The 19,765-nt window shown below is 72.0% G+C and carries 12 protein-coding genes and 1 pseudogene; 3 read left to right on the top strand and 10 right to left on the bottom strand.

What is annotated here, in order from left to right:
* The 3 genes and pseudogenes from SCA03_RS30040 to SCA03_RS37445 all read right to left on the bottom strand — a co-directional run.
* On the bottom strand, positions 1 to 548 hold a 548-nt coding region (locus tag SCA03_RS30040; RefSeq protein ID WP_218037782.1), incomplete at its 3' end, for a TniQ family protein.
* A 26-nt stretch (positions 549 to 574) separates the two neighbouring features.
* On the bottom strand, positions 575 to 1,585 hold the full coding sequence (locus SCA03_RS30035) for a TniB family NTP-binding protein (protein WP_086814825.1): 1,011 nt from the start codon (positions 1,583 to 1,585) through the stop codon (positions 575 to 577).
* An 858-nt stretch (positions 1,586 to 2,443) separates the two neighbouring features.
* Positions 2,444 to 4,366 (bottom strand): annotated as a pseudogene (locus SCA03_RS37445) (TnsA-like heteromeric transposase endonuclease subunit); the annotation flags it as partial.
* A gap of 422 nt (positions 4,367 to 4,788) precedes the next feature.
* On the opposite strand from SCA03_RS37445, the gene acnA reads away from it, so the two are divergent.
* Together acnA and SCA03_RS30015 are read left to right on the top strand one after the other, a co-directional pair.
* The gene (acnA, locus tag SCA03_RS30020) at positions 4,789 to 7,512 is read left to right on the top strand and encodes an aconitate hydratase AcnA (protein WP_030879260.1); all 2,724 of its coding nucleotides are present in this window, start codon (positions 4,789 to 4,791) and stop codon (positions 7,510 to 7,512) included.
* Positions 7,513 to 7,750: 238 nt separating this feature from the next.
* Positions 7,751 to 8,428 carry a GntR family transcriptional regulator gene (locus tag SCA03_RS30015; protein ID WP_030893731.1) on the top strand — a complete coding sequence of 226 codons (678 nt, stop codon included), beginning with the start codon at positions 7,751 to 7,753 and terminating at the stop codon, positions 8,426 to 8,428.
* A gap of 61 nt (positions 8,429 to 8,489) precedes the next feature.
* Here SCA03_RS30015 and SCA03_RS30010 read toward each other — a convergent pair whose 3' ends face one another.
* The 5 genes from SCA03_RS30010 to SCA03_RS29990 all read right to left on the bottom strand — a co-directional run bounded on the left by SCA03_RS30010 (position 8,490) and on the right by SCA03_RS29990 (position 15,765).
* Complete coding sequence (locus tag SCA03_RS30010) at positions 8,490 to 9,002, bottom strand: GNAT family N-acetyltransferase (RefSeq protein ID WP_086814824.1); 513 nt, start codon at positions 9,000 to 9,002, stop codon at positions 8,490 to 8,492.
* Positions 9,003 to 9,115: 113 nt separating this feature from the next.
* Entirely contained in the window at positions 9,116 to 10,522 is a 1,407-nt protein-coding gene (locus tag SCA03_RS30005; protein WP_030893733.1) for an OFA family MFS transporter, read from the bottom strand.
* A gap of 78 nt (positions 10,523 to 10,600) precedes the next feature.
* Positions 10,601 to 12,745, bottom strand: a complete 2,145-nt coding sequence (locus SCA03_RS30000; protein WP_086814833.1) for an acetate--CoA ligase family protein — start codon at positions 12,743 to 12,745, stop codon at positions 10,601 to 10,603.
* Positions 12,746 to 12,782: 37 nt separating this feature from the next.
* Positions 12,783 to 14,027 (bottom strand): formyl-CoA transferase, encoded by a 1,245-nt coding sequence (gene frc, locus SCA03_RS29995; RefSeq protein ID WP_086814823.1) that lies wholly within the window; start codon positions 14,025 to 14,027, stop codon positions 12,783 to 12,785.
* A 37-nt stretch (positions 14,028 to 14,064) separates the two neighbouring features.
* Positions 14,065 to 15,765: a thiamine pyrophosphate-binding protein gene (locus SCA03_RS29990; RefSeq protein WP_030893736.1), complete on the bottom strand. Its 1,701-nt coding sequence runs from the start codon at positions 15,763 to 15,765 to the stop codon at positions 14,065 to 14,067.
* A gap of 745 nt (positions 15,766 to 16,510) precedes the next feature.
* On the opposite strand from SCA03_RS29990, the gene SCA03_RS29985 reads away from it, so the two are divergent.
* Positions 16,511 to 17,419 (top strand): class I SAM-dependent methyltransferase, encoded by a 909-nt coding sequence (locus tag SCA03_RS29985; protein WP_141275762.1) that lies wholly within the window; start codon positions 16,511 to 16,513, stop codon positions 17,417 to 17,419.
* A gap of 80 nt (positions 17,420 to 17,499) precedes the next feature.
* Here SCA03_RS29985 and SCA03_RS29980 read toward each other — a convergent pair whose 3' ends face one another.
* Both SCA03_RS29980 and SCA03_RS29975 read right to left on the bottom strand, forming a co-directional pair.
* Complete coding sequence (locus SCA03_RS29980; protein WP_030893740.1) at positions 17,500 to 18,249, bottom strand: dienelactone hydrolase family protein; 750 nt, start codon at positions 18,247 to 18,249, stop codon at positions 17,500 to 17,502.
* Between the two features lie 276 nt (positions 18,250 to 18,525).
* Positions 18,526 to 19,527: a DMT family transporter gene (locus SCA03_RS29975; protein ID WP_170223862.1), complete on the bottom strand. Its 1,002-nt coding sequence runs from the start codon at positions 19,525 to 19,527 to the stop codon at positions 18,526 to 18,528.
* Positions 19,528 to 19,765: the final 238 nt, after the last annotated feature.

The raw sequence follows: 19,765 nt of genomic DNA, 5'->3' as shown, positions 1-19,765 counted from the left end.
TCGTCCATCAGCGCCCTCCAGATGTCCGCCACGCGCATGCCGCTGCTGATCATCGGGTCCACCAGGTGGCGGACCGAGTCGATGACAGGTGCCGTGCGGGAGGGGCCGGTCCGCTGACGGGCCAGGGGAAGCGACGCGGTCAGCGCCCGGCGGACGACACACCGGCTGACGCCGTGCCGCTCGGCAAGCCGTCGCAGGGACAGACCCCTCTCGGCGTCCCGGCGGATCGCGCGGTAAAGCAGGTAGGTGCCCTCGGGCGGATTCGCGTACCGGCCCGTGACCGTCGTGCGCCGGCGGGGGACCAACCCGTCGATCAGGGCCCGTTCGAGGTGCCCGGCAGGACGGCCGGTGAGGACGGCAAGCCGCTCCAGACGCGGTTTGCCGGTCCAGTTCGGCGGGCCGCAGGCCACGCTGTGCAGGGTGCTGGGCCTCAGATGGTTGGCCCGGGCCAGGCGCCGGATGTAGTTCTCGGTGCTCTCGCCCAGGTGCGGACGCACCCGCAGCGGCAGCGGAGACAGAGACTGCGCCTGGGCGCGCCTGGTCGGCATCGTGCGTGCTCTTTCAGTCCGGCCGGTCAGGAATCGGAACTGTGGTCGAGAGGGATCGCCTCCAGGCCCCCCTTGGTGATCTCTTCGCTGCCGGTCAGGATCGCGTCCAGGGCGGCGCCGCGGATCAGATGGGAGAGCGAGCCGATCATGCCGCCCGTGCGGTCGTGAAGGTAGCGGTCCAGACCGGTGAGGCTGCCGGGAGTGTGGCGGTGAAGGCGCAGGGAGTTCTCCAGGGCGGCGACCAGGCCCTGCCACTCCAAGTTGTAGGGCAGCGGCGCGGTGGGGATCAAAGCGAAGCGTCCGGCGATCTGCTGACCGCGGGTGCCGTCGAACAGGCCCTCACGCTCGACGTTGATCCCGGCATAGACGAAGGTCGCCGGGATACGCTCGGAGAAGTACTTCAACGTGTCGGCGACCTCGGCTCCGGTCCTGGTCGCAAGCGATATGTTGTGCAGCTCATCGACCAGGACCAGGCCCACCCGGGCGTCCGTCAGCACCCCGCAGACCGACTCCAGCACGTCGGTGATGTTCGAACGGGTGCGGACGGGAAGCCCGAGGAAGCGGGCGAACTCCACAGCCACCATCCGGGCGGTCGCGGCGGGCGGGACGGTGATGTAGACGACCGGGATGCGGTCGCTCACGCCGGGATGGCGGGCCCGGTCAAGGAGCTCGTGCGCACGCCCGAGCTGGGTGATCGCGGTGGTCTTGCCCGTGCCGGCCGGGCCGGAGACGATCAGCCCGCGCCGGGCGCTGACCGCGTGCCGGTTCAGCAGCACCAGACGCCGCCCGGTGGTGACCGTGTGCTGGATGGCCGAAGTCGCCACGATCAGCAGCCGGGTGTGGTGATCGACCCGGTCCTCGTCGTAGCGGACGAGCTCGGCCGCAGACAGCTTCTCGCGCTCCGCCTCACCCAGCAGGTCGCAGGCGACGGACTGGTCCGTGACGAAGGCCCGCCAGCCGGGCAGGGTCGTCAGGTGACGGTCCGGCTCCTCCAGGCCGTCGTCGGAAGGGCTGAGCAGGCCGTGCGGTTGTGTCATCGGTTCTTCCAGGGATCGGCAAGCGGGTCGAACGTGCCCAGCGGGATCACCTCGGCCAGCGCTTCTTCCTCCTTCTCCCCAGGCGCGGGAGGTTCGGCTTCCGCTGCGGGCGGCGGGGCCGGCGGGGGTGTCACCACGGGCGGGGCAGCCTTGGTGCGGGCGGCCACCCGCCTGTCCCGGCGGGTACCCTTCTTCGGCTTCGTCTCCGCTTCGCCGGGTCCTGCGTGCGCGCGGGTGAGCAGGTCGGCAGCGGCCTGAGCGATCCTCGGTGCCCTCGGGCAGGCCCTTGGCCGCATGGTCCCAGGCCAGCTCACCGAAGGGCACCGGCGTGTGCCGCAGATGCTTCCAGGTGGCCTCGAGCCATTCGCCGTCGCCGTGGTGATTGCGCACCCAGACCCGGGAGATGTCGTAGGGGTCGTGGTGCACCTCCCACAAGCCCTTCTTTGCCGCGACACCGGAGTGCTGACGGCGGATCAGGCCCGGGCCGTCGTAGGTGCGGCGCTTGATCTTGATGCCGTAGTCGTTCACGGCCCGCCAGGTCGCCGGCAGCAGTTCGATGTAGTCCTCGGCGCTGAGCGCGACCGGAACGTAGCCGCAGGCCTCGATGAGGGCGGCGTACTTCTCGTTCGGCGTGAACGACCGGCCCGGCTGCAACGGGTCGCGCAGACCGTCGTGTTCACGGTTCTGCCACGTCGCGACAAGCCATTCCTCCAGAAGCTCCTGCAACTGAGGCAGGGACCACAAGGGCTGCTTGTCCAGCTCCCGGCCACGGTGCTCGGCGCTGCGGCCGGTATAGCCGGCGACGAACTGCGCGAAGAGCGTGCCGACGGAGTCCAGCATCTTCTCCACGTGCCCCTTCTGGAACGGGGCCCCCTTGTGCGTGGGCTGGAACTCGATCTCAAGGAAGTCGCAGGACGCCTTGAAGTTGCGGGAGATGAACGCCTTCCCGTGATCGCAGACGATCATCTCCGGCACGATCACCGGCTTCGCCGCCGCATGCTCCAACTGCTCGTCGAGCTCCAGCAGCCGGCGGTGCGGCAGCACCGAGCGCGACATCCGCAGGGCGTCCACCCAGCCCGGCCGCATCTGCTCGGGGGTGACCGTGCGGGCCAGCAGCACGCTCGCATCGACGGCCTTCGTGCTCGGCCGCAGCACCGCCGCGGTCACGGTCCTGGTCGCGACATCGATCATGCCGGTGAGCTCGACCTTGCCCACCACTCCGTCGTCCAGCCGGACCAGCACATCCAGCGGCGTGGAGTCGATCTGCACCACCTCGCCCGGCGCGAACACCGTCCACTGACCGTAAGGCGCCTTCGCGCCGTGAGCCCGTGAACGGCGGTTGCGGGCCGTTTTCGATACGGAGTTGCCCTGCGACAGCTTGGCCAGCAGCCGGTAGAGCGTCGACTGCGACGGCATCCGGGCCGTCTCGCCCTTCTCCCGCAGGATCTCGCCGGTCCGCCAGATCAGATAGGTCCCGGTGCGGGTGGAGGCATCGACTCCCTCCCTGATCGCCTGCCGCATGGCCTCGACCACCGCGTCGTCGACCATCCCGAACTGCGGCCTCTTGCGCACCGGGCGCCGGTCGGCGAGCCCCAGCAGCCCCTCGGCCTGGTAACGACGGCGGAAGTTGCCGACCGTGCCTGCGGTGACCCGGTGGCCGGCAGCGGTCAGTTCGGCCGCCTTGGCCCGCTCGCGTGCGGTCAGCGAATGGCGGGCCGGGTCGTACTCGGGCCGCGGCGGGGCATCCTCGCCCGCAGCGGGACCGACACCACGCAGGACCTCCAGGATGTGGCCCTCCCACCACAGAGCCTTCTCCCGCGCGCGTTCCGGTAGGGCCTCCAGCAGCGACACCGACGGCAGCGGCTGCCGTTCCGGGCTGCTGATCACCTCGAAGTTCTCATCGCCCAGCAGCATCGCCAGCGGTACTTCCCGCGGTGGGCCGTCCTCCTCGGCAAGCAGCACCGCCTGGGCGGACACCGCGAGCACCGCCCGCACCTGCCCGGCGAACCGCACCCGTTCGCCCACCCCGATCGCAGCCGGCCTCGACAGCCTGCGCATCTGGCTCCTCTCGCCGCGTGTGCCGGGCCTGGGCCGGGGCGGCAGACCGCAGGCACCCTGGTCCGCCTGCCCGGGCGTCCCGGCGGCCCCGTCCGCGGTGTGCACGACGGTGCCACTGTCCAGCAGGGCCCCGCCCAGATCAGCTCTCAGTGCCCCGGTCCACAGCAGATGGAACAACACCGGCAGGACCCGCAGCACGTCCCCGGTCTCCTCGGCTCCCGCCCGCAGAGGGCGAGGTTGCCGGAAGACCTCTGCAAGGCGCCCGGCGACATCCGCCTCCCGGCCGCACCGCTGGTGCCGGTAGCGGGCCAGCCACCGCAGATTCGCCATGAACACCGGATCCGGGACGCCGGCGTGCACAAAGTCCCAGCCGACCGCCGAACAGGCCCGCCCGGTCGCGTCGGCGTTCGCTGCGGTCCGCTCGTCGACCTGGGCCTCGGCGCAGACATCGACCACCCGGGCCCCGCCGTCGGCCAGCCGCACGAAGTAGTCCGGCGCGTGCCGCCGCTGCTCTTCGCCATCGCGCCAGTGCAGCCAGAACGGCTGTGAGGCGATCCCCACCACGTCCGGATCGAAGTCCAGCAGGATCAGCCGGTCCCGCTCCAGCCACGACTCGTACCCCACGTGACCGCCGGTCGTCGCGGCGTAGTACCAGCCCGGGAAACTGCGGTCGCCCCTGTTCCAGCGATAGTCCCGCACGGGCGGAGCATGCTCGAACCGCATGGTCCACGCGGTGCCCAAAGCGGCCCGACAGTGGCGCCCGCCATCGACGAAGCCCAGTTCGAAGGCGCTGAGTACGGGATCACCGTACGCGCGTAACGCTTCCCCCACCGTCCCCCCCAGACAGCCAGACCCAAGCGATCACTCGAACTTCGATGAGAAACCCAGCAGTCACTCAACCTTCGATGAGAATCGCTCAAACTTCGTTGAGAGAGATCAGCACCCAGGGGTCAGCGCATGACCGGTCCGGCCTGGTGTACTAGTGTTATCTCGACATCGAGATAACTGGCGACGGAAACGTCGGCGGTCGCTGTCGCAGGGCAGGCGGGGTCCGGGAGGGCCTTGGTAAGGCTTACCTAACTTGGTGGCTTGCCCACCATAGCGCACCGGCGGCCGATGCACTCAAGGCACTGAAGGAGACTGTCGTGTCGGCGAACAGCTTCGACGCCCGCAGCACGCTGCAGGTGGGCGACGAGTCGTACGAAATCTTCAAGCTGGACACAGTGGAGGGCTCGGCCCGGCTGCCGTACAGCCTGAAGGTCCTGCTGGAGAACCTGCTGCGCACCGAGGACGGCGCGAACATCACCGCCGACCACATCCGGGCGCTGGGCAACTGGGACCCGAACGCCCAGCCCAGCCAGGAGATCCAGTTCACGCCGGCCCGCGTGATCATGCAGGACTTCACCGGTGTGCCCTGCGTGGTGGACCTCGCCACCATGCGCGAGGCCGTCAAGGAGCTGGGCGGCGACCCGGCGAAGATCAACCCGCTGGCGCCCGCCGAGCTGGTCATCGACCACTCGGTGATCGCGGACAAGTTCGGCACCCCGAACGCCTTCAGCCAGAACGTCGAGCTGGAGTACGGCCGCAACCGCGAGCGCTACCAGTTCCTGCGCTGGGGCCAGACCGCGTTCGACGAGTTCAAGGTCGTCCCGCCCGGCACCGGCATCGTCCACCAGGTGAACATCGAGCACCTGGCGCGCACCGTCATGGTCCGCAACGGCCAGGCGTACCCGGACACCCTCGTCGGCACCGACTCGCACACCACGATGGTCAACGGCCTCGGTGTGCTCGGCTGGGGCGTCGGCGGCATCGAGGCCGAGGCCGCGATGCTCGGCCAGCCCGTCTCGATGCTGATCCCGCGCGTCGTCGGCTTCAAGCTCACCGGTGAGCTGCCCACCGGCACCACCGCCACCGACCTGGTGCTCACCATCACCGAGATGCTGCGCAACCACGGTGTGGTCGGCAAGTTCGTGGAGTTCTACGGCGAGGGCGTCGGCGCCGTGCCGCTGGCCAACCGCGCCACGATCGGCAACATGTCGCCGGAGTTCGGCTCCACCGCGGCGATCTTCCCGATCGACCAGGAGACCCTCAACTACCTCAAGCTCACCGGGCGCACCGAGGACCAGCTCGCGCTCGTCGAGGCGTACGCCAAGGAACAGGGCCTGTGGCACGACGCCGCCCACGAGCCCGTCTACAGCGAGTACCTGGAGCTGGACCTGGCCACGGTCGTCCCCTCGATCGCCGGCCCGAAGCGCCCGCAGGACCGCATCGCGCTCTCCGACGCCAAGCAGAAGTTCGGCATCGACGTGCGCGACTACGTCTCCGACGAGGTGGACGCGGACGAGGCCAGCAAGGAGTCCTTCCCGGCCTCGGACGCCCCGGCCGTCTCCAACGGTGTGCCCACCAAGCCCAGCCAGGTCGTCGGCCCGGACGGGAAGACGTACGAGATCGACCACGGCGCGGTCGTCGTCGCGGCCATCACCTCCTGCACCAACACCTCCAACCCGTACGTCATGGTCGGCGCCGCCCTGCTGGCCAAGAAGGCGGTGGAGAAGGGCCTCACCCGCAAGCCCTGGGTCAAGACCACGCTGGCCCCCGGCTCCCAGGTCGTCATGGACTACTACGACCGCGCGGGCCTGACGCCGTACCTCGACAAGCTGGGCTTCAACCTCGTCGGCTACGGCTGCACCACCTGCATCGGCAACTCGGGGCCGCTGCCGGAGGAGGTCTCCCAGGCGGTCAACGACAACGACCTCGCCGTCGCCGCCGTGCTGTCCGGCAACCGCAACTTCGAGGGCCGGATCAACCCCGACGTCAAGATGAACTACCTGGCGTCCCCGCCGCTGGTGGTCGCCTACGCCATCGCCGGCTCGATGAAGGTGGACATCACCACCGAGGCCCTGGGCACCGACCAGGACGGCAACCCCGTCTACCTGAAGGACCTGTGGCCCTCCGAGCAGGAGATCGAGGAGGTCGTCGCCTCGGCCATCGGCCAGGAGATGTTCACCAAGGACTACGCCGACGTCTTCGCCGGCGACGCCCAGTGGCAGGCCCTCCCGGTGCCCACCGGCAACACCTTCGAGTGGGACGCCGAGTCCACCTATGTGCGCAAGCCCCCGTACTTCGAGGGCATGGGCATGGAGCCGGCCCAGGTCACCGACATCTCCGGCGCCCGGGTGCTGGCCAAGCTGGGCGACTCGGTCACCACCGACCACATCTCCCCGGCCGGTGCGATCAAGGCCGACACCCCCGCGGGCAAGTACCTGACCGAGCACGGCGTGGCCCGGCGCGACTTCAACAGCTACGGCTCGCGCCGCGGCAACCACGAGGTCATGATCCGCGGCACCTTCGCCAACATCCGGCTGCGCAACCAGATCGCGCCGGGCACCGAGGGCGGCTACACGCGTGACTTCACGCAGGAGGGCGGCCCGGTCTCGTTCATCTACGACGCCTCGCAGAACTACCAGGCGCAGGACATCCCGCTGGTCGTGCTCGCCGGCAAGGAGTACGGCTCCGGCTCCTCGCGCGACTGGGCGGCCAAGGGCACCCGGCTGCTGGGTGTGCGCGCCGTCATCGCCGAGTCCTACGAGCGCATCCACCGCTCGAACCTGATCGGCATGGGCGTCCTGCCGCTCCAGTTCCCCGAGGGCGCCTCGGCCGAGAGCCTGGGTCTGACCGGTGAGGAGACCTTCTCCATCGCCGGCGTGACCGAGCTGAACGAGGGCCGTACGCCGGCCACGGTGAAGGTCACCACGGACACCGGTGTCGAGTTCGACGCCGTCGTCCGGATCGACACCCCCGGCGAGGCGGACTACTACCGCAACGGCGGCATCTTGCAGTACGTGCTGCGCTCGCTGATCCGCGACTGACGCACCATCCGGCCGGGGCGCACCGCCCACCCGGCAGACGTGGCCGCATCCCCGCGCGGGATGCGGCCACGTCGCGTCCGCGGCACCTTCCGGCCGGCGGGTGTGCGAACGCCCCGGCGGGGCAGGGAAGTCGGCCGTGGCCGAGCGGCAGACCGCGCCGCCGGGTTTCCGTAGACTGTAGACAATGGACGACCGTCGTCGACGCGTACGGCCGAGGGGCCGGGAGACGGGGTGCGCGATGTCGCTGTCGGAGCTGCCGCGGGGTGCCGTACCGCGGCTGGAGCGGCCCGGCCCGCTGCGCGAGCGGGTGCACGAGGCCCTGCTGGGGCTGATCACCACCCGCCAACTGCGCCCGGGGCAGCACCTCGTGGAGAGCGAGCTGGCGGACCGGCTGGGGGTGTCCCGGCAGCCCGTGCGGGAGGCGCTTCAGCGGCTGGCCACCGACGGCTGGGTCGATCTGCGGCCCGCACAGGGCGCGTTCGTGCACGAGCCCTCCGAGGAGGAGGCCGATCAGCTGCTGTCGGTGCGCACCCTGCTGGAGGCCGAGGCGGCCCGTCTGGCCGCCGAACACGCGGGTGACGAGGGCGTCGCGGCGCTGGAGGAGCTGTGCGAGCACGGCGAGGCCGCCGTCGCACGGGACGAGATCGACGCCGTCGTCGACGCCAACGCGGCCTTCCACGCGAAGGTCATGGAGCTGGCCGGCAACGCGGTGCTGGCCGAGCTGTCGGCGCAGGTGGACCGCCGGGTGCGCTGGTACTACCGCCCGGTGGCGCGGCAGCGCGGGGCCCATTCCTGGGAGGAGCACCGGCAGTTGATCGCGGCCGTCGCCGCCGGGGACGCGGCCGAGGCGGGCCGTGTGATGCGCGCCCACACCGAGTACACCCGGCACACCTACCACGACCGCGAGGAGCGCTGAGCCGGGCCCGGCGCCGGGGCGGACCGGCGCCGGTACCGCTTCCGGCGCTGCTCGGGGCGGATCAGGAGGCCAACGAGGCGGAGCCCTGCGCGGGCACCCGCAGCGGCTTGGCGAAGAAGCGGCTGGCGGGGGCGTGGCGGTAGACGCCGAAGCCCGGGCAGGGCTCGTAGCCGCAGGAGGTGTAGAGGGAGATCGCCTCGGGCTGACGGTCGCCCGTCTCCAGGACCATCCGGGTGCGGCCGGCCGCCCGGGCGTCGTCCTCCAGCGCGGCCAGCACACGCCGGGAGAGCCCGCGCCCCCGCGCCTCGGGGACGACGTACATCCGCTTGATCTCGGCGTCGCCGTCCGCGTACCCCTCCTCGTCCTCGTCCCGGCCGCGCCAGCCGCCGGTGGCGACGGGGGTGCCGTCGGGCGCGTGGACGAGGAGGTAGAGGCCGTACGGCGGGCGGAACATGGCGGGGGAGAGGGGCGTGATGTCGCCCTCGTCCCCGTACCGTTCGGCGTACTCGCGCTGTACACGGTCGTTGAGGGCGACCGCGTCGGGGTGGTCGAAGGGAACCGGCTGGATCTTCATGCGGGGAAGCGTACTTTTATGCAGCCTGCTCGCAAGGGGGTTCCCCGGTGGGCGGGAGCCCCGCCGGGAGGGTGCGCGGCCCTGCCCGGCCGCACACCCCGGGCCGGCGAGGATCACGCCATCTCCCGGCCCGCCGCATGGTGGTTGGGCACGATGTCCTTCAACCGCCGGGCACCGGGCCGGTGCAGCCCCAGCGCCAGCACGGCGGCCAGCAGCGAGATGCCGCCCGCCAGCAGATAGGCGCCCTTGTACCCCCAGGCGTCCACGGCCGTCGCGCCCAGGCCCCCGCCGAACAGCCCGCTGACCAGCTTGCCGCTGTAGGCGATGCCGTAGTTGGTGGCGTTGTGGTTCTCCCCGAAGTAGTCGGGGGTGAGCGCCGCGAACATCGGGTAGAAGGCGCCGCTGCCGAAGCCGGAGATGAACGCGAAGACCAGGAAGAGCAGTTGGTTGCGGATCGTGCCCGCCCACAGCACACCGAACTGGGCCAGGCCGAGCACGACGATCACGAAGATCAGGGTGGGCTTGCGGCCCCAGCGGTCCGAGAGCCAGCCGATGCAGCCGCGGCCCACGCCGTTGATCACGGACATGATGCCCATCGACGAGGCGGCGACCATCGGCCCGAAGCCGACCTCCTTCGCGAACGGCACCTGGAAGGAGATACCGAAGATCGAGACGCCCGCGGTCATCACCACCAGCAGCCACATCAGCGGCAGCATGCCGGTGCGCATCGCCTCCATGGGCGAGTACTGCCGGGTCGCCGGAGGGTTCTTCTCCAGCGCCGCCGCCGCACCCCGGCGGGCGGGCGCCGCCCGGCCCAGCGGATCGTGGTCGTGCGGCCACCAGTTCTTCGGCGGATCGCGGAAGAACCACGCGCAGACGGCGACGACGGCCAGCACGTACACCCCGATCGCGTCCAGCACGGGCTGGAAGTTGCTCGTGTCGAAGGCGTAGTTGAACAGGAAGATGAAGGGGACGGCGCCGTACGCGAAGCCGCCGTTGACGAACCCGGTCTTGCCGCCCCGGCGTTCGGGGAACCACTTGCCCACGCTGTTGATGCAGGTGGCGTAGATGAGCCCGGAGCCGATCCCGCCCAGCACACCGAACCCCAGGATCGCCAGCAGCACATCGGCGGAGTGCGAGAGCGCGAGGAAGCCCACCAGCGCCAGGGCCGAGCCCAGATACATGGCGTTGCGCGCGGTGAGCAGCCCGCGCTCGCGTAACCAGCCGGCGGGGAAGGCGATACCGGCCTGGAAGAAGACCCAGACGCTGAGGATCCAGAAGGTGTCGCTCTGCGTCCAGTGGTGGGCCTCGGAGAGGGTGTCCTCCGCCGAGCCGTAGGCGTACTCGGACACGCTGATGGCCATCATGGCCAGCCACGGCAGATACACCATGATCTTCCGGGAGTGGCCGAGGATCTCCCGGTCCGTCTCCCCGATCCGGTACACCCGGCCGTTGCGGTCGGTCAGTTCGCGATAGCCCGGGGCCGTGGCGCCCGGTGAGGTGTCGGGAGGTTGTGCCATCCGTTCCTCCTTCGTGGAGAGGCCGCCGCCGCAGGGGGCGCCGCCGGTCGGGCGGCGGGCGCGGCGGTACCGGCGGCATCAGGGCAGCAGGCCGGCGGCCCGTGCCCAGCGGTACTTCGCACCGAGCACGGCCGCCGGCTTCTCGGTGGTGTAGGGATAGGCGGCGATCCCGTTCTCGAACAGGTGGGCGCAGGCCCGCTCGACCTCGGTGTCCCCGGCCAGCGAGGCGACGACGGGCTTGTCGATGCCGCGCCCGCGGGCCTCGGCGACGACGCGGGAGGTCAGCTCGGCGAAGACCATCGGCGGCGTGACGACGGTGTGCCAGTAGCCGAGGACGAGGGCGTGGACACGGTCGTCCTCCAGGCCGAGCCGGATGGCCGCCTCGTAGGTCGCCGGCGGCTCCCCGCCCGTGATGTCCACCGGGTTGCCGGCCGCGCCGAAGGGCGGGATGAGCGCCCGGAAGGCCGCGTCGAGATCGTCGGGCATCTCCATCAGCGACAGCCCGGCCTCGACCAGGGCGTCCGACAGCAGCACCCCCGAGCCACCGGCCCCGGTGATCACGACGACGTTCTCGCCGCGCGGCGCCGGCAGAACCGGCAGGGCCCGCGCGTACTCCAGCATCTCGTGCAGCCCGGGAGCGCGGATCACCCCGGCCTGGCGCAGCACGTCGTCGTAGACGGCGTCGTCGCCCGCGAGCGCGCCGGTGTGCGAGCCGGCCGCGCGCGAACCGGCGGCGGTGCGCCCGGCCTTGAGGACGACGACGGGCTTGCGGCGGACGGTCTCGCGTGCGGCGCGGACGAAGGCCCGGCCGTCCTTGAGGTCCTCGATGTGCATGGCCACACAGCGGGTGTGCGCGTCCTGCGCGAACCAGGTGAGCAGATCGTCCTCGTCCACGTCGGACTTGTTGCCGAGGCCGACGATCGCGGAGACGCCGGTGCCCGTCGAGCGCGCGTAGCCGAGGACGGCCATCCCGATCCCGCCGGACTGCGAGGTGAGCGCGACACCGCCGGGCACGTCGTAGGGCGTGCAGAAGGTCGCGCACAGCTTCTGCCAGGGCGCGTAGTAGCCGTAGATGTTGGGGCCCAGCAGGCGGATGCCGTGCCGCCGGGCGATCTCCACGGTCCGCTCCTGGAGCTCCACCTCGCCGGTCTCCGCGAACCCCGAGGGGATGAGCACCGCGTTCGGCACGCCCTTGCGGCCCGCCTCCTCCAGCGCGGCGGGCACCAGGGCCGCCGGTATCGCGAAGACCGCCACATCGATCTCGGCGGGCACGTCGCACACCGAAGCGTACGCCTTGCGGTCCAGCACCTGCCCGGCCTTCGGGTTGACGGGGTGGATCTCTCCCTCGAAGCCGCCGTCCACCAGATTGCGCAGCACCGAGTTGCCGATCTTCCCCGGCTGGTCGGACGCCCCGACGACCGCCACCGAACGGGGCTCCATCAGCCGCCGCATCGAGGCGAGGATCTCCTCCGGCGTGTGCACCGGCGCCGTGCGCCCGGCGGGCTCGCCCAGCAGCAGGCGCACATCGGCGGCCGTGGCGCCGTCCGGCGCGGCGAAGACGGGATTGAGGTCGATCTCGGCCAGCTCGGGGAAGTCGGCCGCCAACTCCGAGACGGCCACGATCAGTTCGCGGAGCGCGGCCCGGTCCGGCGGCGCCGCGCCGCGCACCCCGCGCAGCACCTCGGCCGCGCGCACCGAGTCCAGCATGGAGCCCGCCTCGTCCGGCGTGACCGGCGCCAGCCGGAAGGTGAGATCGCCGAGCGCCTCGACCAGGACGCCGCCGAGGCCGAACGCCACCACCTTGCCGAACGTCGGATCGGTCACCGCGCCGATCAGCACCTCCACACCGCCCGGCACCATCCGCTGCACCTGCACGCCCTCGATCCGCGCCGCGGGTGCGTGCTCCCGCACGGCCGCCAGCACCCGCGCGTGTGCCGCACGCACACCGTCCGCCCCGGTGACCCCGGCGACCACGCCGCCGGCGTCCGTCTTGTGCACCACGTCCGGCGAGACGACCTTGAGCACCACCGGGTACCCGATGCCCTCCGCCAGCTCCACCGCCTCGTCCGCGTCCCCCGCGAGCGCCTGCGCGGGAGTGGGGATCCCGTAGGCGGCGGCGACCTGCTCGGCCTCCGTCGCGGTGAGGACCGCGCGCCCCTCGGCACGCACCGCCGCGAACAGTCCCCGCACCCGCTCCCGGGCCGCCTCGCGGCCCCCGGGCACACCGCCGTCGACTCCCTCGACACCGTCACCGGACACGTCAGATCACGCCTTCCTTCTGGAGCGACTTCAACTCGTCCTCGCCCAGGCCGAGTTCACCGGCGTACACCTCCGCGTTGTGCTCGCCGAGCAGCGGGGAGGAGGTGACGTCGACGGGGGAGTCGGACAGCTTCACCGGCGAACCGACGGTCCGGAAGCTGCCCCGGGTGGGATGGCCGACCTCGACGATCATGCCGTCGTCGGCCAGCGAGGCGTCCTCGATGATCTCCTTCGTGGACAGGATCGGCCCGCAGGGGATGTTGTGCGCGTTCAGCGCCTCCAGCACCTGCCACTTGGGCAGCCCGCCGGACCACTCCTCGACCATCCGGAACAGCGCGTCCAGCTTGGGCAGCCGGGCCTGCGGCGTCGCCCACTCCGGGTCCTCGGCCAGCTCGGGGCGGCCCATCAGCGCACACAGCGGCGCCCACGAGGCGGGCTGCACGATCACGTACACGTAGTCGTTCGGGCCGCCCGGCGCACAGCGGACGGCCCAGCCGGGCTGCCCACCGCCCGAGGCGTTCGCCGAACGCGGCACCTCCTCGGGCCGCTCGTCGCCCTCGGCCTGGCCCGGGTACTCGCGCAACGGGCCGTGCGCCAGCCGCTGTTGGTCCCGCAGCTTGACCCGGCACAGATTGAGCACCGCGTGCTGCATCGCCACCCGCACCCGCTGGCCCCGGCCCGTGCGGTGCCGCTGGTGCAGGGCCGCCAGTATGCCGACGACTGTATGCACTCCGGAGCCCGAGTCGCCGATCTGCGCACCCGTCGCCAGCGGCGGGCCGTCCTCGGTGCCCGTGGTGGCCATGGAGCCGCCCATGGCCTGCGCAATCACCTCGTACGCCTTGAAGTCCTGGTACGGGCCCTCCCCGAACCCCTTGATCGAGGCGTACACCAGCCGCGGATTCAGCTCGCGGATGTGCTCCCAGGGGAAGCCCATCCGGTCCAGCGCGCCCGGGCCGAAGTTCTCCACCAGCACATCGCTGCGCCGGATCAGCTCCGTGAGCAGCTCCTTGCCGCGCTCCGTCTTGGTGTTGAGGGTGATGCTCCGCTTGTTGCAGTTGAGCATCGTGAAGTAGAGCGAATCCACCCCGGGCAGATCCCGCAGCTGCCCGCGGGTCACGTCGCCGCCCGGCGCCTCCAGCTTGAGCACATCCGCGCCCAGCCAGGCCAGCAGCTGGGTCGCGGACGGGCCCGACTGCACATGGGTCATGTCCAGGACGCGCACACCGTCCAGTGCCTTGCCGCTCACGCGATCACCTCGTATCGCCGTACACCGGCCGCGCCGGTCACTTGTACATGGTCTGGTTCATGGTTCCGGGGGCGTACGCGTCCGGATCGATCCACACATTGACCAGGGACGGCTTGCCCGACTCCCGGGCCCGCCGCAGCGCCGGACCGATCTGCGCCGGATCGCGGACCTCCTCGCCGTGCCCGCCGAGCATCCGCGCGAACGCGTCGTAGGGCACATCGCCCAGCGTGTTGCCCAGCCGCTCCCGCTCCGGGCCGTACTTGGCGCGCTGGCCGTAACGGATCTGGTTCATCGAGGAGTTGTTGCCGACGATGCCGACGAACGGCAGGTCGTAGCGCACCAGCGTCTCGAAGTCCCAGCCCGTCAGCGAGAAGGCGCCGTCCCCGAACAGCGCCACGACCTCCTTGTCCGGGCACGCCTGCTTGGCCGCCAGCACGAACGGCACCCCGACGCCCAGCGTCCCCAGCGGCCCCGGATCCATCCAGTGGCCCGGCGAACGCGGCTGCACGACCTGGCCGGAGAAGGTGACGACGTCCCCGCCGTCGCCGATGAACAGCGAGTCCGGGGTGAGGAATTCGTTGATCTCGTGCACCAGCCGGTACGGATGGATCGGCTCGGCGTCCGACAGCAGCAGCGGGGCCCGCTTCGCCAGGGCCTTCTCCTCGACGGCCCGCAGCTCCTCCAGCCACGCCTTGCGCGCCGTCCGCTCGCCCCGCGCCCGGCCGGAGGCTGCCTCGGTGACGGCGGCCAGCACCAGGTCGGCCGAGCCGACGATGCCCAGATCCACGTCCCGGTTCTTGCCGACCGTCCGGTAGTCCAGATCGATCTGGACGACCGTCGCGTCCGGCGACAGCCGCTTGCCGTAGCCCATCCGGAAGTCGAACGGCGTGCCCACGATGACGATGACGTCGGCACGGGAGAACGCGTGCCGGCGCGACAGCTGGAAGTGGTGCGGGTCCCCGGGCGGCAGCGTGCCCCGGCCCGCCCCGTTCAGATAGGCCGGCACCTCCAGCTCCCGCACCAGCTCCCGGGCCGCCTCCGTCGCCCGCGTCGTCCACACCTGCGAGCCGAACAGCACCGCCGGCCGCTCCGCCGCCGTCAACAGCGCGGCCAGCCGCTCCACGTCCGCCGGATCACCGGCCTGGCGGGTGGAGGCCCGGTAGCGCCCGGCCGCCGGCACCCGCGCCTGCTCCCGCGGCACCTCGGCGTCGAGCACATCGCGCGGGATCTCCAGGAACGAGGGGCCCGGGGCGCCGTGCCGGCACTCCCGGAACGCCATCGAGACCATGTCCGCGACCCGGGACGTGTCCGGCACCGTCGCCGCGAACTTGGTGATCGGCGTCATCATCTCCACGTGCGGCAGATCCTGGAGCGAGCCCATCTTGTGCTGTGCACGGGCGCCTTGACCGCCGATCAGCAGCATCGGCGACTCGGCCCGGAACGCGTTCGCGACCCCCGTCACCGCGTCCGTCGTTCCGGGCCCCGCCGTCACGACCGCGCAGCCGGGCCGCCCCGTCAGCCGCGCGTACGCGTCGGCCGCGTGCGCGGCCACCTGCTCGTGACGGACGTCGACGACGGAGATCCCCTCGTCCGCACAGCCGTCGTAGATGTCGATGATGTGGCCGCCGCACAGCGTGTAGACGACCTCCACCCCCTCGGCCTTGAGTGCCGCGGCCACCAGATGGCCACCGGAGACCGGAGCGGAACCCACCTCGGATGCGCTGTCTTCCTCGGGCATACGGGACGTACTCCTTCCCTTGCCGTGCGCGTGACGTACCGACCGTCCACCCACACCGACACCGCGCCTGCGCCGTGCCTGCACTGCGCCTGCGCGTTGTCTCCGCGCTGCGACCGCGTCGTGCCTGCGCGTTGTGCGGGTGCTGTGCCTGCGTGTGGTGCGTGTGGTGCGTGTGGTGTGTGTGCTTGCGTGTCGTGCCTGTGCTTGCGTGTCGTGCCTGTGTGTTGTGCTCGCCGTCGCGGCGGTGCACGGCTGACCCACCGTGCTCGCCGATGCCTTGTGCACTGCTCGCCGGTGCCCCGGCCCGGTCCGGCCCGGCTTGACCCGGGCTCGGTCCGACCCGGTCCGACCCGGCCCGACCCGGTCCGGCCCGGTCCGGCCCGGTCCGGCCCGGACGTTCCCGGGGCCCGGCCGACCCGGATTGCATACAGTCGACCCATACGGTATGGACTCGTTATCCCGCGCCAACGCCCCGCTGTCCAGCCCCACTTCGCGCCGTACACCACCCGCCCCGGCACACCCCACCACCCCCCTCTCCCCGCTGCTCACCGCCCCCGCCCGCCTCCCCAACGGCCCGCTCGGCGGCCCCGGCCCATGGCCGATTCCATGCCCTGCGGATCCCGGGACGGCGGTGGATGCCACGCCCTCCCGCCCACCGCTCGGCGTCCCGGAGGGTCCGGCCGCCGGTGCGTGCGCGCCGCGGTGAGCCTTGGGCCCGGGGCCTACGCGGTGTTGGATGCTGGCCATGACGGAGAGAAGACCGGCGGCCAGCCGCACCGCTGTGCTGGTCTGCCAAGGGCGGGCGGCCGGCGACGGCAGGGCCGCCGAGGGCCGGTTCGTCGACCCGATGGCCGTACGGCTGCTGCGCGCCGCCGAGCGCGACCCGGTGGACGCCGTACGTGCGGGCACGCCTCCGGAGGGCTGGCGGGCGCGCATGACGTACGAGAGCGTGCGGGCCGGCGCCGAGATCGCCGTGCCACGGACGGTCGCCGTCGACGAAGCGTTGTGTGCCCGGACGACGGGCCAGCTCGTGATTCTCGGCGCCGGTCTGGACACCCGTGCCTGGCGGCTGTCCGCACTCGCACGGACCACGGTGTGGGAGGTCGACCATCCGGCCTCGCAGCGGGACAAGCGCGCCCGGCTCGCGGACGCCGTGCGCGGGCGCGAGGAGGACGGCAACGGGACAGCGGGACCGCCGGCGCTCGCCCGCTCCGTTCGGTTCACCCCGGTCGACTTCGCCGTCGACGACCTCGGCGCGGCGTTGGAAGCCGCGGGGCACGACCCGGTGGAGCCGACTACCTGGCTGTGGGAGGGCGTTGTCCCCTACCTCACGCCCGAGGAGGTGTGCGCCACGCTGGCCGCGCTCGCCGCACGGACCGCTCCGGGCAGTGCGCTCGTCGTCAACTACCAGACGCCGTCCCTCAAAGCGGCCGCCGGCAGACGGCTGAGCCGGGTGCTCGGCAGCTCCGTCACCGCGGGCGAGCCGTGGCGCTCGCTGTGGAGACCGCGGCGGATGGCCGCGCTGCTCGCGGCACACGGCCTGCGGGTGGTGCGGGACAGCAGCCTGCTCGACGTCGCACGTGAACTCGGCGCTCCGGCGCGGGAGCGGACCTCGCTGCGGACGGGGCGCGTGGCCGTCGCGGAGAGCCGGTGACACACGAAAGCCCCGCCGAGGCGGAGCCGACGCTCGGTCGGTTCGTTCTCGGCGGGGCCCGGTTGTCGGCCGCGGAAGGCTCAGTCGGTGGTGAGGTTGCGGTCGAGGAGGGGGAGGAGGCGGTCCCAGTGGCGCTGGTGGCCCGCCGGGTCGAAGGCGTCGGTGTCGGACATGGTGAAGCCGTGCACGGTGTCGGGGTAGACCTCGGTGGTGTAGCCGACCCCGGCGGCGTCCAGGGCCTGCTCCAGCTCCGCGCGGGCCTCGGGGGTCATGTCCTGCTCGGCGAGGCCGATGTGGACCTCGGCGGTGAGGGAGGAGAGCTGCCGGTGCGGGCTGTCGGGTGCGTCGGTGACCAGCGGGCCGGGGTGGAAGCCCGCGCAGGCGGCGACCTGGTCGGGGTGGGCCGCCGCGGTGCGCATCGCCAGGACGGCGCCCATGCAGTAGCCGATCGTGCCGACCGGTCCGTCGCTCACCTCGGGCAGCGAGGTGAGGAACCGGAGGTAGGCGTCGGCGTCGCGCAGGACCCGTTCGGGGGTGTGCGCCTCGATCAGGGGCATCAGCCGGCCGATGATGCCGGACCGGACGTCCTCTCCGATGTGCTCGGGGAGGTCGAGCACCGGCGACGGCGCGTGCCGGTAGTAGACGTTGGGCACGAGCACGAAGTAGCCGTGCCGGGCCAGTTCGCCGGCCATCTCCTCCAGCACCGGGCGCAGGCCGAAGGCGTCCATGTAGAGCAGGACACCGGGGTGTTGCGAGCCGTCGTCGGGGTGGACCGCGAAGGCGTCGGCCTGACCGTCCGGGGTGGGGATGTGCAGTGTCTTGGTGGGCATGGCTGATCATCCTTGTCCTTGGTGACGCGGGTGTGCAAGGTCCGGGCCCGCCGGGTGGCGGCGGCGGCTCCGCCCGCTCGTCGGACACCTGCCGTGCGGGGAGCAGGGTCCGGCCCGCCGGGTGGAGGTCCGGGCTGCCGGACTCGGCGGACATCTGCCGCGGTGTGCGAGGTCGCGCCCGCCCGGTGGTGCCATGTGCTGCCGGGGCTCGGCGGACGGCTGCCGCTGGTGTGCAGCGTCCGGGCCCGCCGCCTGGCGGCATGTGCCGCCGGGGGCTCAGCTCTCCGGCCGTCCGCCGGTCTGCCCACCGCCGGGGCCCTCGGCCTCGTCTCCGGGCCCGCCCCGTGCCGTGGGCCCGGCCCCGTCCCCCGGGGCGCCCCCTTCCGTGGGCCCGCCCCCGGCCCCGTCCCCGCCCTCGATCTCCTCCTCCTTCTCCGCGCTCGGCATCGCCGGGTGCCGGCCCAGCAGGAACACTCCGGCGACGACGGCGACCAGCCCGGCCGCTTCGAAGGCCAGCGCGGTGGGGGTCACCTGGACCGTGTCGCCGAGGAAGCCGATGCCGCAGGCGATGCCCGCGATGGGTTCGGCCGCGGTCAGTGACGGCAGGGACATCCGCAGCGGGCCCGCCTCGAAGGCGCTCTGGACCAGCAGCAGTCCGGTGACGGCGAGGGCGACGATGGCGTACGGCTGCCAGGTCAGCAGCAGCCCGGTCACCCCCGATTCGTCCAGGATCTCGCCGACGGCCCGGGTGAGGGCGTCCTGGAGCCCGTACAGCACCCCGGCGGCGGCCGCCAGCAGCGGCGGCTCCTCCACCAGGCGCAGATGGCGTGCGATCACCACGAGGACCAGCGCGACGCCCGCGACCAGGCCGAACACCAGCCAGTGCCGGAACGCGCCGACCGGTGCGTCGCCGCCCTCCGGCTGCCCGGCCACGACGAACGCGGCCACGCCGCCGCTGAGCAGCAGCACCCCGGCCCAGCCGGTGCCGCCCAGCCGCTCGCCGCTGAGCCAGCGGGCCAGGGCCATGGCGAAGAGCAGATTGGTGACGAGCATCGGCTCGACCTTGGTCACGTCGCCCTTGACGAGGGCGACGGCGCTGACGATCTGGCCGACGACCATGCACCCGATGCCGCCCAGCCAGCGCGGCACCTTCATCAGGTCGAGCAGCAGCCGGAAGGTCAGCATCTCCGAGAGCGGGGCCCGGGCCGCGGCCTCCTGTTGCAGGACGAAGCCCAGTCCGAGGAAGCAGGCGGAGATCAGGCCGAGCAGGTAGACCATGATCGGTGCCCCTCTGCGTACACGCGGGGCCCGTTCGGCGCCCGCAGGGATCGGCAATTCCCCCTGGAGGTTTGCAGGGCGGCAACGGATATCGAAGGGCATTCGGGACGGTGGGTCGAAAAACGCTCGTCTACCGTCCGGCCGTGCGTGCGTCGGCGCGCGTGCGCCGCGCGCGTGCCCGGTCGCGGCGCGGCCCGCGAGCGCGTCCGGCGCCTCGTCGGGGCGGCGCCCCCGTCCG

The organism is Streptomyces cacaoi (assembly GCF_006539165.1).
Lineage (GTDB): Bacteria > Actinomycetota > Actinomycetes > Streptomycetales > Streptomycetaceae > Streptomyces > Streptomyces cacaoi.
This window is presented reverse-complemented; position numbering and strand designations above follow the sequence as displayed.